The organism is Shinella sp. GW821-FHT10F02 (genome assembly GCF_058809275.1).
On sequence record NZ_JBXASL010000005.1, the window covers coordinates 138727 to 153803 of the forward strand.

Genomic DNA, 15077 nt, shown 5'->3' on the forward strand with positions numbered 1-15077 from the left:
GGCACGCCAGCCAATGCAAGTCCTCGCGTCAAAAGCACCAGACCCAGGGGTTTGGTGAAGTCCACAAAAAGTATCGCGTGACGGGAAATTCGCGGTGGACCAGTATGCGCCGAATCGGTCACTCTCAGCCCCTTTTATGAGGGTGCTAAATGGCCAGGACTGCAGACGGCTTAGTTGCGAATGGGGGGCTTCTCGAAGAAGTCGGCCTGGGCCACGGGATACTGAAGAAGGCTGTAGGCGACTTATATAAAATATTAGATTCAATCGATGATACTCTTGTCGAAGCAGGCGGCTTTCCTCTTAGTGAAACCGTCGAGCTAGCAAATTTATCATCTATGATCGGGAACATTTTAGGTGGCGCAGTTGCACAGAATTCTGAAGGTGCTTTGCGAAGAAACGGACCTCATAAATATCCTGACTTGCTGAGTAATGATCCGCTGAAATTTCCCAATATTGAGATCAAAATGGCTCTGGAGGGGAATAAGCCTAAGGGGCACTTGGCGAAAGAAGGGTATTACCTAACTTGCCGCTACGTGCTCTGTGACAGGAATGGAACTTTCACAATGGGTAAACAGAACCGCGGCACAACAGCATATGTTTGGGAAATCCGATGTGGTTATCTCGCCGAGAACCATTTCAACATTAGCAATACCGCTGGAGATTCAGGGAAAACAGCAGTCGTCAATTCTGAAGGAATGCTGGCCTTGAAGGTGGTTTATGTCGACTTGGAGCGTGCTCCATTTACGCGCAAGAGCAGGACTTTCAGTAATTACTCCGAGTTGGTTGCGGCGGGATCCTAGTCACTTTCGAGGATCGCTTGCGCTATTACTTTTCCAAGCAGCGGCGGCACAGCGTTACCGATTTGCTTCACGGTCTGCGCTCTCGTGCCACGAAACTCGAAGGTATCACGGAAGCTCTGCAACCTAGCGCCCTCGCGTGGAGTGAGCGCACGGTCCTGCTGTGGGTGTATGCATCTATTAGATGCTGGATGAACGAAATTTACAGTAAGCGTGACGCTTGGCTCGTGCGACGACAATCTGCTGTAGCAGGAGCTAAATCCGCTCGTGACCAGCCCTGGTGGCAGGGCGAAGATGTTCTCTCCAGCGTGTCTTATTATCTGTAGCATTTTCTCGGAGTGAGACGTCGCCTCGTGCAACGTTAGCTCGGTTGCATGATCCCTTATCCGGCGAGCGTAATCCGACGCTTTCTCATTGTGCGAATATTGACTGCATTGCTCTCCGGATTTGACAGGAGGAAGGTCGAATATGGCATCCGCGACAGTGATCGCTGTCGTGGTTTCGCTGGGAGTCGCCGATGATCGAGAGAGCTTCGGGTGTTTCCCGGCCATACTCCGCTGCCCTGCCAATCGGTGCGTAGGTTCTGGCCATCGGAATCTCTTATTACGGCGGTTACCGACAAGTATCAGGCGCTCTCGTCGCTGCGGCACGCCAAAGTTAGCGGCATTAAGAATCTTGGCTTCGACTCTGTAGCCCAGGCTTTCGAATGCTTCGAACAATGCAGAAAATGTCCTACCTCCCTCATGCGTCAAAAGACCGACTACATTCTCGAAAACAAGCCATTCGGGTTTCAAGCCGGCGACTACTCTACAGAACTCCTCCGCGAGATTATTACGAGGATCGTGTAGCAAGACATTCCGAAATGGCCGTATTGATGAAAATCCTTGGCAAGGCGGGCCACCAATTACGATATGAGGAATTGGGCATCTGTCGTAGATGTCATCCATCAATAGGTTGCGGATATCACCACCGAACGACACCGCAGATTTATGATTGGCGCGGAAGGTATCTAGCCGATCACCAAGTAGATCGACGCCTCCGACGACTTGGAACCTGTTGGTTTGCTCAAAACCCGAGGAGAATCCTCCAATACCACAGAAGAGGTCGAGAACAGGAAGTTTGCCTACGTCGATCACGCTCTGGCGATCGAGGATTACATCGGTGTCGGCACGGCGTGTTACATATCCTTCGCCGAACTCCATCGGTCTCATATGATGGTCAAGCTCGGCAGCAGATGCGAATTTGAATACCTGTATCAACCGACTGCATAGGTCGCTCTCTATGGGCTCCAGGCCCTTCTCGAGTCGCGCCAGCGCTCGAACAGTGATCCCCAACTTTTCAGCTAGCTCCGCCTGGCGAAGCCCAGCATCCTTTCTGAGTGACCGAAGGTCGACAATCATGTTCATATCCGAGTCTCCTATGGACTTGAGTAGGAGAGCGGCGATACATCCGTCAAGGTGATAAGAGCGCTCTCATTGGAGCAAACTGTCCCAGCATCTGACTGCGTGGTTGTGAAACGGTAGGAGAGCTTGCGTCTACGAGGATTGGCTGAGGCTCTCGCCGGCACGCTTCGGCCACATCAGCTTTCGTCCACTTCGGTGCCAACCCAGAATTTCACCGCTATTAACCGCCCCGCGTCGAAGGGCGCCGACCGACTATGCGGAGAGGTGGCAGAGTGGTCGAATGCACCGCACTCGAAATGCGGCATACCTGCAAGGGTATCGCGGGTTCAAATCCCACCCTCGCGCTCCTCAATCGGAAAACGAGTCATTGGCTCATAACCAATAAGCGCCATTAAGTTCCGATCAATTCCGGCGCGCATCCTTTCTTAGATGCCATTCTGCACCATCGCTGCTTCGTTCTGGTGTGATGAACATGCTTGGGGCGGCGGTGAGGTCCAGTGACAGAAAGAACGGAGCTCCATTATTTAATTTAAGAAAGCTCGGCCATTCGAGGGGCTTAAGCTTTTGAGGCGGCCTAGGTGATATCTGAACCATCACGATTTCAACAGGACGGTCGAGGGGCTCTGGCGCAATTCTCTCGGACAATTCCGACCAATCCCAAAGTCGTTGCCGCTTGCTGGCCATTTGCTGGCTGCCCCAGCTCGTCACGCCTTTTGCTTCGATAAGAAGAATCGTGCGTTCAAAGGCGATAACAAGATCAAAATCTTCCTGAGTTCCTCTAATCAGCCTGTGCGGTGTGCCGCCGCTAACTTGTACTTCAGGGTTGGGAAAAGAGGATGAACCGTCCGAGCCTAGACGATCAAGAAGCAGCGCCGCGAAAAGCCAGTCGATATGATAATCCATGGCCCACCACGCAGAAACTGGGATCTCGATTTTGGTGATCTCGTAAAGGCGCCTGAGAAACGATTCCGCAAGCTGCCAGTCGTCATGCGGTTTGTTCAGCGCATTTCGAAGGAGCCAATAGCGCTCCTTACGGTTGAATTGGTGAAGTTGGTCGACAAGTGAGAGGCGCTCAGCGTTCCGATCACTATTGGGGCTCTGCATAATTTATCAACCTCCTCGCTCCTTGGTTGAGAACTGATAGCATCTCATTTTGCTTTTGGTGTAAAGCGGTGTTCCGGCCGTTTGAAATGCGTAAATGCGCCAGGCAAGCGATAGCATGGACTTTGTGCACTGCGTCATGGCATAGGGCGCGGGACACGACGAGGCCCGTTTTTCCATGATCCGCATCGAGAATATCAGCAAGTCCAACAGCCACCGCATCCTGTTCATCGAGGCGTCCGCTGCGTTGAACCGGGGGGAGAAGATCGGGCTGGTCGGGCCGAACGGGGCCGGCAAGACGACGTTGTTCCGCATGGTCACGGGCCAGGAGCAGCCGGACGAGGGGCAGGTTTCGGTCGAGAAGAACGTTTCCATTGGTTATTTCAGCCAAGATGTCGGCGAGATGGCGGGGCGCAGTGCCGTCACCGAGGTGATGGACGGGGCGGGGCCGGTGAGCACGGTCTCGGCGGAGTTGCACGAACTTGAGGCGGCGATGGTCGATCCGGACCGGCTCGACGAGATGGACACGATCATCGAGCGCTACGGCGAGGTGCAGGCGCGTTATGAGGAGCTCGATGGCTATGGGCTGGAGAGCCGGGCGCGGGAGGTTCTGGCGGGGCTGAGCTTCAGCGAGGAGATGATGGACGGCGACGTCGGCAAGCTTTCCGGCGGCTGGAAGATGCGCGTGGCGCTGGCCCGCATTCTCCTGATGCGGCCGGATATCATGCTGCTCGACGAGCCGAGCAACCATCTCGATCTCGAAAGCCTGATCTGGCTGGAGCAATTTTTGAAGGGCTATGACGGCGCGCTTTTGATGACTTCGCACGACCGCGAGTTCATGAACCGCATCGTCACGAAAATCATCGAGATCGACGCCGGGTCGCTGACGACCTATTCCGGCGACTACGGTTTCTACGAGCAGCAGCGCGCGCAGAACGAGAAGCAGCAGCAGGCGCAGTTCGAGCGCCAGCAGGCGATGCTCGCCAAGGAGATCAAGTTCATCGAGCGCTTCAAGGCGCGCGCTTCGCACGCTGCGCAGGTGCAGAGCCGGGTGAAGAAGCTCGACAAGATCGAGCGCGTCGAGCCGCCGCGCCGGCGCCAGACGGTGATGTTCGAGTTTCAGCCGGCGCCGCGCTCGGGCGAGGACGTGGTCAACCTCAAGAACGTGCACAAGGCCTATGGCAGCCGGTCGATCTACCAGGACTTCAGTTTTCTCATCCGCCGCCGCGAACGCTGGTGCGTGATGGGCGTCAACGGGGCCGGCAAATCGACGCTGCTGAAGCTCGTGGCCGGGGCCGCGACGCCGGACGCGGGCAGCGTGACGATCGGGGCGAGCGTCAAGGTCGGCTATTTTGCACAGCATGCGATGGATCTGCTCGATGGCGAGATGACGGTGTTCGAGTGGCTGGAAACGGAGTTTCCGCGCGCCGGGCAGGGGCCGTTGCGCACGCTGGCCGGCTGCTTCGGCTTTTCCGGCGACGATGTCGAGAAGCGGTGCCGGGTGCTCTCCGGCGGCGAGAAGGCGCGGCTGGTGATGGCGGCAATGCTGTTCGATCCGCCGAACTTCTTGATCCTCGATGAGCCGACGAACCACCTCGATCTCGACACCAAGGAAATGCTGATCAAGGCGCTGGGGGAATATGAGGGCACCATGCTCTTCGTTTCGCACGACCGCCATTTCCTCGGCGCCTTGTCGAACCGCGTGCTGGAACTCAACGGCGACGACGTACATCAATATCCGGGTGGTTACGTCGAATATGTCACCCAGACCGGGCATGAGGCGCCGGGCGTTCCGGGCTGACGCCTGCGACCGTTTGCGCTATGAATCCGAGCGACTAGCCTGATCGGAAGCGCGGATGCAGCGAGAGAAACCGCTTTATCGACGCGTCAACACGCGGACCCGTGGTGTGCACCACGGCTCGGGCGGCGACTATCGCTGGTCGCGGCGGCGGGAGGATCGCGTGCATGAGGGCGCGATGCGCAGCGGGCAGCGCCACGGGCTCGACTATACGCCGCTCTTCAAATTCCTGCTTTCGCGGGTCGGCGAGGACTGGGATGGTGTGCATGCTGAGGCGGTGGCGCGGCTCGACAAAGCCGAGCCGATCTCCTGGATGGTGGCGCGCTCGGAGGCGGAGAAAAAGCCCTTCGTGCGGATCGGCGAAAGTTCTTATTACAGCGGGCTCTTCGTCGATGCCGAAAACCGGCTGCGGCTGGTCGATCCGGATTTGCGTGTCGAGCATATGGAGCCGCGCTGCGCCTGCTGCACGCACACGTTCAACGGCGTGCCCTTCACGCGCAAATACGCGGCGCCCTGACCGTCAGGCCGTGCCGCGATATTGCTCGTCCGTCACCTGCTCCAGCCAGGTCACCGGCGAACCGTTTTCCGATTCGGCGATGGCGATATGGGTCATGGCTGTCCTGTCGGTGGCGCCGTGCCAGTGTTTTTCGCCGGGCGGGAACCAGACGACGTCGCCGGGACGGATTTCCTCGATCGGCCCGCCCTCGCGCTGCGCCCAGCCGAGGCCGGCGGTGACGATGACGAGTTGGCCGAGCGGGTGGGTGTGCCAGGCGGTGCGGGCACCCGGCTCGAAGGTGACGATTGCGCCGCCGGCGCGTCCAGGGGCTTCCGCCTTGAAGGGCGTGTCGAGGCGCACCTTGCCGGTGAAATAATCCGCCGGGCCGGGCGTCGAGGGGCTGGTGCCGTTGCGCTTGATGTCCATGTCCGTCTCCTTCACGTCTCGCGCGACCATACACGGCTGGCGGAGCCGCTGCAGACGATTTATGAGGACGGCCAGGGTTTTCAAGGCGGGACGCGGAATGGACAAGCGGCGCATCGGGATCGTCGGCGGCGGGCCGGCCGGGCTGATGGCGGCAGAAATGCTGTCGGCGCGGGGCCATGCGGTGACCGTGCTGGAGGCAATGCCGACGATCGGGCGCAAATTTCTGCTCGCTGGCAAGTCGGGCCTCAACCTCACCCATTCGGAAGCCTATGAGCGCTTCGTCACCCGTTTTGGCGCGGCGAACGAGCATCTGCGCGTGGCGCTCGATGCCTTCACGCCGGAGGATCTGCGGGCCTGGGCGCTCGGACTCGGCACGGAGACCTTCGTCGGCACGTCCGGCCGGGTGTTTCCGACCGTGATGAAGGCCTCTCCGCTGCTGCGCGCCTGGCGGGCGCGGTTGGAAAATCAGGGCGTCGATATCCGCGTGCGTCACCGCTGGCTCGGTTTTGCGTCGAAGGGGCTTCTGGTCGAGACGCCGGAAGGCATGACGACGATGGAATTCGATGCGGTGCTTTTGGCGCTCGGCGGCGCGAGTTGGCCGCGGCTTGGTTCGGATGCGGCCTGGGTCGAAACACTTGCGGACAGGCGTGTCGGGATCGCGCCCTTGCGTCCCGCCAATTGCGGCTTCGACGTGGATTGGTCGGCGTTCTTCGTCGAAAGATTTGCCGGGGCGCCGGTCAAGGGTGTCACGGCGCATTCGGCGGCGGGCACCATTCCCGGCGAGTTCGTCGTGTCGAACACGGGCGTGGAGGGCAGCCTAATCTATGCCCATGCTGCCGCCTTGCGCGATGCGCTGGAGCAGAACGGGACGGCGACGCTCATGCTGGATCTGGCGCCGGGGCGGACCGTCGCGCGCCTTGCCGGTGATCTTGCGCGCCAAGGCAATAAGGCGAGTTTTTCCAGCCGGCTGCGCAAGGGGGCGGCGCTCGATGGGGTCAAGGCGGCGCTGCTACGCGAATGTTTTCCCGATGTTTCCGCCATGACGCCGGAGGCGCTGGCAGCCGTGATCAAGGCTCTGCCGATCCGCCTCGTGCGGCCCCGGCCGATCGCCGAAGCGATTTCGTCGGCCGGTGGCATCCGCTTCGATGCGATCGACCCGGCCTATATGCTGAAGGCGCTGCCGGGCGTGTTCGTCGCCGGCGAGATGCTCGATTGGGAGGCGCCAACCGGCGGCTACCTGCTCACGGCCTGTTTTGCCACAGGACGCGCCGCGGCTTTTGGAATCGATAGCTGGCTATCCAACCAATCCGAGACTTGAGCCTCAACCCCGTTTCGGCCGTGTCGGCGCGTGGTTGAGGCTGGCTGCAGCCTCCTTCAGGCGGGCGAGATAGCGGTCCCGGTTCGCGAGGCCATCATCACGCGGCGTGACGAGGCAGAGCGTGGCGGCCGCGTGGCCTTCTTCATCCATCACGGGCACCGCGAAGCAGTGGGTAAAACTGTCGACGATGCTGTTGAAGGTGAAAAAGCCTTCGCGCTCGGCTTGGCGCACTTCGGCGAGGAAGTGCTGGGGATCGAGCCATTCGCCGCCCGGCAGGCGGAAATCCTGCGGCGGGATGAAAGCGAGAATGTCCTCATCCGTCCGATGCGCGACGAGCAGGCGGCCCGAGGCCGTCCACGGGATCGGCACGGACTGGCCGATATCCGTCGAGATGCGGAAGGGCCGGGCGCCCTCGCGCATGCGCACGACGGTGTATTTGTTGCCGTCCAGCATGCAGAACTGCGCCGTCTCGCGCGTCTCGTCGGCCAGCCGTTCCAGCACCGCCTCGCATTCGCGGGTGAAGTCGAAATGGTTCTCGTAGGCCGCGCCGAGAAAATAGAGTTTGCGCCCGAGATAGACGCGGCCTTCGCCGCCGGTGAATTCGAGAATGCCGTTGCGAAGCAGCAGGTTCACCAGCTCGTAGACCGATGAGCGCGGCGCGCCGATCTGTGCGGCGATCTCGTTCGGCTTCAGCGCCTGGCGCTTCTGGCGCAGGAAATCGAGGATCTCGAAGGCGCGGTCGAGACCGCGGGCGCGCTTGCCGGCTGCTTCATCCAGAACTGCATCCATTCCCGTCGGTCCCTGTCTTTTTGCCGTCGAAGCTTCTCACGCCGCCCGCGACATCTGTCAATCCGCGCCACTGCGGTCCCGCAGAGCGAAATTTCCGCACCCCTCTTGCGAGGCGGAAAAAACGGCATAAGATCGCGTCGTCCAGTATTTAGATCATATGTACGCTATATTGGACAAAGACGGATGGCAAGCCCGTTCCTGCTGCCGCACAAAAAGGGGATCGACAATGAACAATCTTGAGAACAGCCGCCGCCTTTTCGCGGGCGCTGCCGCCGCCACGGCGCTCCTTGTGTTTTCCGCCGGCACCGCGTCTGCCGCCGCCAATTGCATCAAGGGTGACCGCAAGGCGCCCTATACGGTCGGCTGGGCGAACATCTACTCCGTGCCGACCTGGATGAAGCAGACGGAAGGCACGATTTCGGCCGAAGTGGAGGAGCTGAAGAAGGCCGGCCTCGTGAAGGACCTGATGATCACGGACGCGCAGGGCAATGCGCAGACGCAGATCCAGCATATCCAGTCGATGATCGACGCCAATGTCGATGCCATCGTGGTTATCGCCGGCTCTTCCAACGCGCTCGACCGCGTGATTTCGGACGCCTGCGACAAGGGCATCGCCGTCGTGAACTTCGACAGTCTCGTCAACACGGACAAGGTGACGGCGAAGATCAACACCGATTCCAACGAATGGGGCGCCACTGCCGCCAAATGGATGGTCGACCAGCTCGGCGGCAAGGGCAAGATCATCATCATGAACGGCCCGGCCGGCATTTCCGTCAGCGACGATCGCCGCAAGGGCGCGCAGCCGGTGCTCGATGTTAATCCGGGCCTTGAAGTCATCACCGAGACGAACACGGAATACAACGTCGCGCCCGCGCAGGAAGCGATGACCAGCCTGCTCTTCGCCAATCCGGAAATCGACGGCGTGCTGTCGCTCGGTGGCGCTCTTTCGGCCGGCTCCGTCATGGCCTTCGATCGCCAGGGCCGCGAGCAGGTGCCGACGAGCGGCGAGAATGCCCGCCAGTTCCTGGAGCTGTGGAAAGAAAAGGGCCTCAAGGGCTGGGCGACGATGCAGCCGAACTGGCTTGGCGCGCTTTCGGTCTATACGGCCGTGCAGGCGCTTGAAGGCAAGGACGTACCGGCCTTCATCAAGGTGCCGCTGCCGGTCATCGACGACAGCACGATCGATGGTTATCTCGCCCGCGCCGCTGATTTCCCGGCCGACGGTTATATCTACTCGGATTACGATAAGGCGCTGTTCGACAAGCTGCTGGCCCAATAATCGGGTAGAGTAATTCGCGTGAAGGATGCCGTGATGACGGAGCAAAAACCCCTGCTGGAAGCCCGGCAGGTGTTCAAGGGATTTTTTGGCAATCCCGTTCTGAAGGGCGTCGATATCGCCCTTCACCCCGGCAGGGTGCATGCCCTGCTGGGCGAGAACGGTGCCGGGAAATCCACGCTGATCAACCTGCTTTCCGGTGCCCTCCAACCGGATAGCGGCACGATTTCCGTCGATGGCAAGCCGGTCGGGCGTTTCAGCCCGGCCGGCGCGCGCGCGGCCGGCATCGCCGTGGTGCAGCAGGAGCTGAGCCTCACGGCGGACCTGTCGATCGCCGAAAATATCGGGCTTGGCGCCTTCCCGCGCCGGTTCGGCCTCATCGATTACCGGGCGCTTCACCGCGGCGTGCGGGAGGTCTGCGATATGGTGGGCCTCACCGAGCCGCTGGACATGCCGGTGGCGGACCTGGCCCTTGGCCGCCGCCAGATGGTGGAGATCGCCAAGGCGCTGTTCCGCAAACCCCGCGTGCTCATCCTCGACGAGCCGACCTCCTCGCTCTCCGCCCATGAGGCCGGCATTCTCGCCCGGCTGATCGGGACGCTGCGCGATCGCGGCACGGCCCTTCTCTATATTTCCCACCGCCTCAATGAGGTGCAGGCGCTCTGCTCCCATGTCACGGTGCTGAAGGACGGCGGCGTCACAGCCGACCAGTCGCTTGCCGGCATCGACGGCGAGGGGCTGGTGCGCCTGATGGTCGGCCGCGAGACCGGCGATCTCTTCCCGCCGCGCCCCGCCGCCAATCCTGGTGCTACGCGCATCAGCGTGGAGAATTTTTCGGCGGGCCTGGTGCGCGATATCGGCTTTTCCGCCCGCGCCGGCGAGATCGTCGGCATTGGCGGGCTTGTCGGGCAGGGGCAGGAAGACCTGCTGCTCGGTCTCTACGGCGCCATTCCCGCCAAGTCGTCGCGCGCCGAAGTTTCCGGCAAAGCCGCGCTGCCCGCCCATGTCGGCGAGGCGAATGCCGCGGGCATCGTCTATGTGCCGGCGGACCGCAAGCATGAGGGGCTGGTGCTGCGCCATTCCATCGCTTCCAACCTCATCCTCCCCTCGCTCGGCCGGCTTGCCCGGGGCGGCTTTCGCGATCGTGGTGCGGAGGCCGGGCTGATCGCCGATCTGGCGCGCCGGCTAACCATCAAGGGCGACGTCGACCGCGCGGTTCAGGCGCTTTCGGGCGGCAACCAGCAGAAGGTGGCGCTTGCCAAATGGCTGCCGCTCGATCCATCCGTGCTGCTGCTCAACGACCCGACACGCGGCGTTGATATCGAGACCAAGCGCGAAATCTACCTGATGCTGCGCGCCTTCGCCGCCGAAGGTCGGCTCGTCATCCTCGCCAGTTCCGATACGCCGGAGCTCGTGCATCTCTGCGACCGCGTCGTGGTGCTGCGCGAAGGCCGCGTTGCCGCGAGCCTTTCGGGCGCGGCGATCAGCGAAGAGGCGATCGTCGGCGCGGCCATGGGCATCAACACGCAGGGAGCTGCCGCATGAGCGCTTTTTCATCCTCCGGCTGGCTCTATGGCGCCATCCAGCGCCGGCGCAATCGCAGCCTCGGCGGCCTCTATCTGGTCGTCGCCGCTTTCCTCATTCTGTATGTGGTGCTCTTTCCGGGCATTCTCTCCGTCGGCGGCTTTTCCAAGTTCACGCAGAACTGGTTCCCGCTGGCGCTCGTAACCATGGCGCAGGCGCTCCTGATGCTGAACGGCGGCATCACGCTGGCGATCGGGCCGCTGGTCAGTTTCGGCGCGGTGATCGCCGCGACCACGATGGGCACCGCGCTCGGCGTGCCCGGCGGCATTCTCGCCGTCGCCTTCGCGGGTCTCGTGATCGGCGCTATTACCGGCGCCATCGTCGCCCATCTCCGGCTGCCGGCGATCATCGTCACGCTTGCCGGTTCCTTCATCATCACCGGCGTCGCGCTCATCCTGCTGCCGCGTCCGGGCGGCTTCATTCCCGATTGGCTGTCGACGACGCTCGCCGGCCACACGCCCGTCGCCTTCCTGCTGCTCGTCGTCATCGTTCTCGCCTGGAAGGCGTTTCTCGCGACGCCGCTCGGCCTCGGCATCTACGCGGCCGGCGATAACCCGATCGGCGCGTTTCGTTCCGGCGTACCGGTCGAGCGGGTGAAGATCGTCGCCTTCGCCCTGTCCGGCCTGCTGGCGGCCCTCGCCGGCCTCTTCGTCGCGGCGCAGACGGGGTCGGGCGATCCGGTCATCGGCACACCCTTCACGCTGAATTCCATCGCCGCGGCCGTGCTCGGCGGCGTCGGCTTTCTTGGCGGCAAGGGCACGATGCGCGGCGCGATCTGCGGCAGCCTGCTGCTCTCGGTGATGATCAACGTGATGTTCTTCCTCGGCTTCCCGCCGGTCGCGCAATATATCGCGCAGGGCCTGATCATCGTCGGCGCCGTCGCGGTGCCGGAACTTCTTGCAAAGGGGAGGGCGAGGCGATGAACGCGGTGAAATCCCTGTTCCGCAATCCGCCGCTGCTCACCTTCCTGCTGGTGGCACTCGTCTGGCTCGTTGCAAGCCTGACGCTGCGCGGCTTCGGCGCCTATGGCCATCTGCGCTACCTGCTGGAGCTTGCCGCCGTCATCGGCATCGCGGCCGCCGGCCAGACGCTCGTCATCCTGATGGGCGGCATCGATCTCTCGGTGGGCGCCGTCATCACCGTCACGGCGATCCTGCTGCCGTTGATCTCGCCCGCCTGGGATCCGACGGGCCTCGTCGGCATCGTTCTGGCGCTGTCGATTGCCACCGGCATCGGCTTCCTCAACGGTGCGGGCGCCGCCTATCTGCGCGTGCCGCCCATTATCATGACGCTCGCCATGGCGACCTTTCTCCAAGGCCTGCTCGTCATCGTCGCCGGCGGCAGTGCGGTCACCGTCAGCAATCCGGCCGTCATCCTGCTCGGCCAAGCACGGCCGCTCGGCATCCCGGCCGGCGTCATCCTGTGGCTCGTCGTCTCGGCCGTCGTGCTGCTGCTCATCCACCACATGCCGATCGGCGCGCGTTTCCTGGCGCTTGGGGCCAATCCGCTGGCCGCCCGGCTTTCCGGCGTCAGCGTCACGCGCAACACGCTGATCCTCTATGCGCTGTCGGGCTTCTTCGCAGGGCTCGCCGGCATTCTGGTGCTCGGCATGAACCGGCAGGGCTACGTCGGCATCGGCGATCCCTATCTGCTGACGTCGATTGCCGCCGTCGTGCTCGGCGGCACTTCCATCCTCGGCGGGCGCGGCACCTATGCCGGCACCATTCCCGGCGCCATTCTGCTCGTCACCACGACCGCCCTCATCACCGTCGTCAATGCCTCGCCCGGCTGGCGGTCGATCATGTTCGGCACGCTGATCCTGGCGCTTCTCCTCATCTCCGGCCGCGAGGCGCGGCGATGACGGCACGTTATGACGGCCCGGTGATCGACCCGCACCATCACCTCTGGGACCTTTCGCTGGAGCGCCATCCCTGGCTCGAAAAGGCGAAGGCCACCGGCGACCTCGCGCCGATCCTGCGCAACTATGGCATCGAGGACTATCGAGCCGATGCGGTTCGCCAGAACGTGGTTGCCACCGTGCATGTGGAAGCCGGCTGGTCCGATGCGCATCCGCTAGAGGAAAGCCGCTGGCTCGATGGCCTCGACCGCAGCACCGGCATTGCCCACCGATACGTCGCCCGTGTTCCCCTCGATGGCCCGGATGCGATACGCCTGCTGGAAACCGAAGCGGCAAATCCCAACGTCGTCGGCATCCGTGATATCGTCAGCTGGCATCCGGACCCGGCTAAGAGCTTTGCGCCACGCGCCCATCGCATGGTCGATCCCGCCTGGCGGGCGGGGCTTGCTCATCTCTCCCGCCTCGGCCTCGTTTTCGACCTGATGCTCTTTCCCTGGCAGATGGAGGAGGCGCTCGACCTCGTGCGCACCTTCCCGGAAACGCCTTTCGTGCTCAATCACTGTGGTAGCCCGATCGATCGCACGGACATGGGCATGGCCCTTTGGCGCAATGGCCTGCGGGCGCTCGGCCGGGAAGCGAATGTGCGGCTGAAAATCTCCGATCTCGTGGCCTATGACAATGATTGGACGCTCGAAAGCCTTCGCCCGGTGATCGACCATTGCATCGATTGTTTCGGCCCGGCGCGCGCGATGTTCGCCAGCGATTTCCCGGTCGCCGGCCTGCATGCCTCCTTCGACGAGGTCTACGGCGTCTTCCACACGGTGGCCGCTTCCCTCTCGCTTGCGGAGCAACGCGCTTTGTTCTTCGCGACCGCCAACGATACCTACCGCCTCGGAATTGCCGAGGCGGTCAGAGGAGAAATGCATGTCTGACTTCCAAACGACCGGCCCCTTGATCGACGACCGTATCCGCGGCTTTCCGCCGGGTCACGCGCCCTTGCCGCTCGATGCGATCGGTGGGCAGGGGTGGAAGCCCTATGACGGGGTGATGGCATTGCCATTGATCTCGCTCGACCGGCAGGCTTTTGCGAAAAATGTCGCGCTGATGATGGCCTATGTGAAGGATCACGCCGTCGAAATCGCGCCGCACGCCAAGACGCCGATGTCGGTGGCTGTTTCCGATGCTCTCATCGCCGCCGGCGCCTGGGGCACGACGGTTGCCGATATCCGCCAAGCCGCCGTGCTGCTGAAGGCGGGCCAGCGCCGGCTGATCCTCGCCAACGAGATCGGCAGCACCGCTGCGGCGCGCCGGCTGGCGTCCATGCTTGCCGCCTGTCCCGATGCGGAGGTGCACATCTTCGTCGATTCCGTTGCCCTCGTCGAAGCCTTGCGGGCGGCCTGGCAGGAACGGCAGGACCTGCCGCCGCTCGGGCTGCTGGTAGAGCTTGGTGCTGGCCGCGCCGGTGCGCGCAGCCTCGACGCTGCGGGCGTTATCCTTGACGCGATCCTCACGGCCAAGACGGCCCGTTTCGGGCTTAGCGGTATCGCCGCTTATGAAGGCGCTGCCGCCACGGCGGATGCGGCGGAAACCCTGCGCCGGATCGATGCGCTGATGGCGATGACCGCGGCCTTCCTGCCGCGGGTCCGCGCCCGCATCGGCCCGGAGCACCCGCTTCTGCTGACGGCCGGCGGCTCGGTCTTTTTTGACCGGGTGGTCGCCGGGCTAGGCGCCGCCGTTGAGGCCGATCCTACCTGCCGTCTGGTGTTGCGTAGCGGGGCGATCTTCTTCCACGATCACGGCATCTATGAGCGTGGGCTTGCCGGCCTCGATGATCGCGGCGGTTTCCGCATCGGTGGGGAAACGATCTCGGCCGCGCACGGCTTTCAGCCGGCGCTTCGGGTCTGGGCGGAAGTCCTCTCCCTGCCGGAGCCGGGACTGGCGATCTGCGGCATGGGGCTTCGCGATGTCGCGATCGACCAGGGCCTGCCGCGGCCGCTCGCGCTCTATCGCGAGGGTGCGCAGCTTGGCGATTTCACCGGTGCGGAGGTGCTGCGCCTCAACGACCAGCATGCCTTCGTGCAGCTTGCCGGCAACGACGTCCGTGTCGGCGACGTGGTCGAGTTCGGCATCTCGCATCCCTGCACCTGCCTCGACCGGCACGCCATTCTCTACGGCCTCGACCCCGACCACACGGTCACGACGGCCTATCTCACCAGCTTCGGCTGATCTTC

General features: G+C 62.5%; 14 protein-coding genes and 1 tRNA gene. 11 read left to right on the forward strand and 4 right to left on the reverse strand.

The features are described from left to right. Window positions 1–149: 149 nt before the first annotated feature. Window positions 150–800: a hypothetical protein gene (locus AC1RWL_RS16870; RefSeq protein ID WP_493095543.1), complete on the forward strand. Its 651-nt coding sequence runs from the start codon at window positions 150–152 to the stop codon at window positions 798–800. Here AC1RWL_RS16870 and AC1RWL_RS16875 read toward each other — a convergent pair. After that, window positions 797–2203: a DNA cytosine methyltransferase gene (locus AC1RWL_RS16875; RefSeq protein ID WP_493095542.1), complete on the reverse strand. Its 1407-nt coding sequence runs from the start codon at window positions 2201–2203 to the stop codon at window positions 797–799. The two genes, AC1RWL_RS16870 and AC1RWL_RS16875, sit on opposite strands and share 4 nt — an antisense overlap. A gap of 253 nt (window positions 2204–2456) precedes the next feature. Between AC1RWL_RS16875 and AC1RWL_RS16880 the strand changes: the two genes are divergently transcribed. After that, window positions 2457–2546, forward strand: a tRNA-Ser gene (locus AC1RWL_RS16880). 56 nt (window positions 2547–2602) lie between these two features. Here the strand turns inward: AC1RWL_RS16880 and AC1RWL_RS16885 are convergent. Next, window positions 2603–3304 (reverse strand): hypothetical protein, encoded by a 702-nt coding sequence (locus tag AC1RWL_RS16885; protein ID WP_493095541.1) that lies wholly within the window; start codon window positions 3302–3304, stop codon window positions 2603–2605. A 175-nt stretch (window positions 3305–3479) separates the two neighbouring features. On the opposite strand from AC1RWL_RS16885, the gene AC1RWL_RS16890 reads away from it, so the two are divergent. Together AC1RWL_RS16890 and AC1RWL_RS16895 are read left to right on the forward strand one after the other, a co-directional pair. Then, window positions 3480–5102: an ABC-F family ATP-binding cassette domain-containing protein gene (locus AC1RWL_RS16890; RefSeq protein ID WP_493095540.1), complete on the forward strand. Its 1623-nt coding sequence runs from the start codon at window positions 3480–3482 to the stop codon at window positions 5100–5102. A 55-nt stretch (window positions 5103–5157) separates the two neighbouring features. After that, the gene (locus tag AC1RWL_RS16895; RefSeq protein WP_493095539.1) at window positions 5158–5616 is read left to right on the forward strand and encodes a hypothetical protein; all 459 of its coding nucleotides are present in this window, start codon (window positions 5158–5160) and stop codon (window positions 5614–5616) included. Window positions 5617–5619: 3 nt separating this feature from the next. Here AC1RWL_RS16895 and AC1RWL_RS16900 read toward each other — a convergent pair whose 3' ends face one another. Further along, window positions 5620–6021: a (R)-mandelonitrile lyase gene (locus AC1RWL_RS16900; RefSeq protein ID WP_493095538.1), complete on the reverse strand. Its 402-nt coding sequence runs from the start codon at window positions 6019–6021 to the stop codon at window positions 5620–5622. Window positions 6022–6118: 97 nt separating this feature from the next. Between AC1RWL_RS16900 and AC1RWL_RS16905 the strand changes: the two genes are divergently transcribed. Then, entirely contained in the window at window positions 6119–7339 is a 1221-nt protein-coding gene (locus AC1RWL_RS16905; protein WP_493095537.1) for a TIGR03862 family flavoprotein, read from the forward strand. Between the two features lie 3 nt (window positions 7340–7342). Here the strand turns inward: AC1RWL_RS16905 and AC1RWL_RS16910 are convergent, their stop codons facing one another. Next, window positions 7343–8128: an IclR family transcriptional regulator gene (locus AC1RWL_RS16910; protein WP_439618569.1), complete on the reverse strand. Its 786-nt coding sequence runs from the start codon at window positions 8126–8128 to the stop codon at window positions 7343–7345. Window positions 8129–8354: 226 nt separating this feature from the next. Here AC1RWL_RS16910 and AC1RWL_RS16915 point away from each other — a divergent pair, with 226 nt between their 5' ends. From AC1RWL_RS16915 to AC1RWL_RS16940, 6 genes are read left to right on the forward strand one after another with little or no spacing between them, the layout of a single operon-like run. After that, the gene (locus tag AC1RWL_RS16915; protein ID WP_493095536.1) at window positions 8355–9407 is read left to right on the forward strand and encodes an ABC transporter substrate-binding protein; all 1053 of its coding nucleotides are present in this window, start codon (window positions 8355–8357) and stop codon (window positions 9405–9407) included. A 33-nt stretch (window positions 9408–9440) separates the two neighbouring features. Further along, the gene (locus AC1RWL_RS16920) at window positions 9441–10949 is read left to right on the forward strand and encodes a sugar ABC transporter ATP-binding protein (RefSeq protein WP_493095535.1); all 1509 of its coding nucleotides are present in this window, start codon (window positions 9441–9443) and stop codon (window positions 10947–10949) included. Next, on the forward strand, window positions 10946–11911 hold the full coding sequence (locus tag AC1RWL_RS16925; RefSeq protein ID WP_493095534.1) for an ABC transporter permease: 966 nt from the start codon (window positions 10946–10948) through the stop codon (window positions 11909–11911). Before AC1RWL_RS16920 ends, AC1RWL_RS16925 begins: the two co-directional genes overlap by 4 nt. Beyond that, the gene (locus AC1RWL_RS16930) at window positions 11908–12849 is read left to right on the forward strand and encodes an ABC transporter permease (protein ID WP_493095533.1); all 942 of its coding nucleotides are present in this window, start codon (window positions 11908–11910) and stop codon (window positions 12847–12849) included. The genes AC1RWL_RS16925 and AC1RWL_RS16930 overlap by 4 nt, the downstream gene beginning before the upstream one ends. Beyond that, complete coding sequence (locus tag AC1RWL_RS16935) at window positions 12846–13778, forward strand: amidohydrolase family protein (protein ID WP_493095532.1); 933 nt, start codon at window positions 12846–12848, stop codon at window positions 13776–13778. Before AC1RWL_RS16930 ends, AC1RWL_RS16935 begins: the two co-directional genes overlap by 4 nt. After that, window positions 13771–15072: an alanine racemase gene (locus AC1RWL_RS16940; protein ID WP_493095531.1), complete on the forward strand. Its 1302-nt coding sequence runs from the start codon at window positions 13771–13773 to the stop codon at window positions 15070–15072. Before AC1RWL_RS16935 ends, AC1RWL_RS16940 begins: the two co-directional genes overlap by 8 nt. The last annotated feature ends 5 nt before the right edge of the window (window positions 15073–15077 follow it).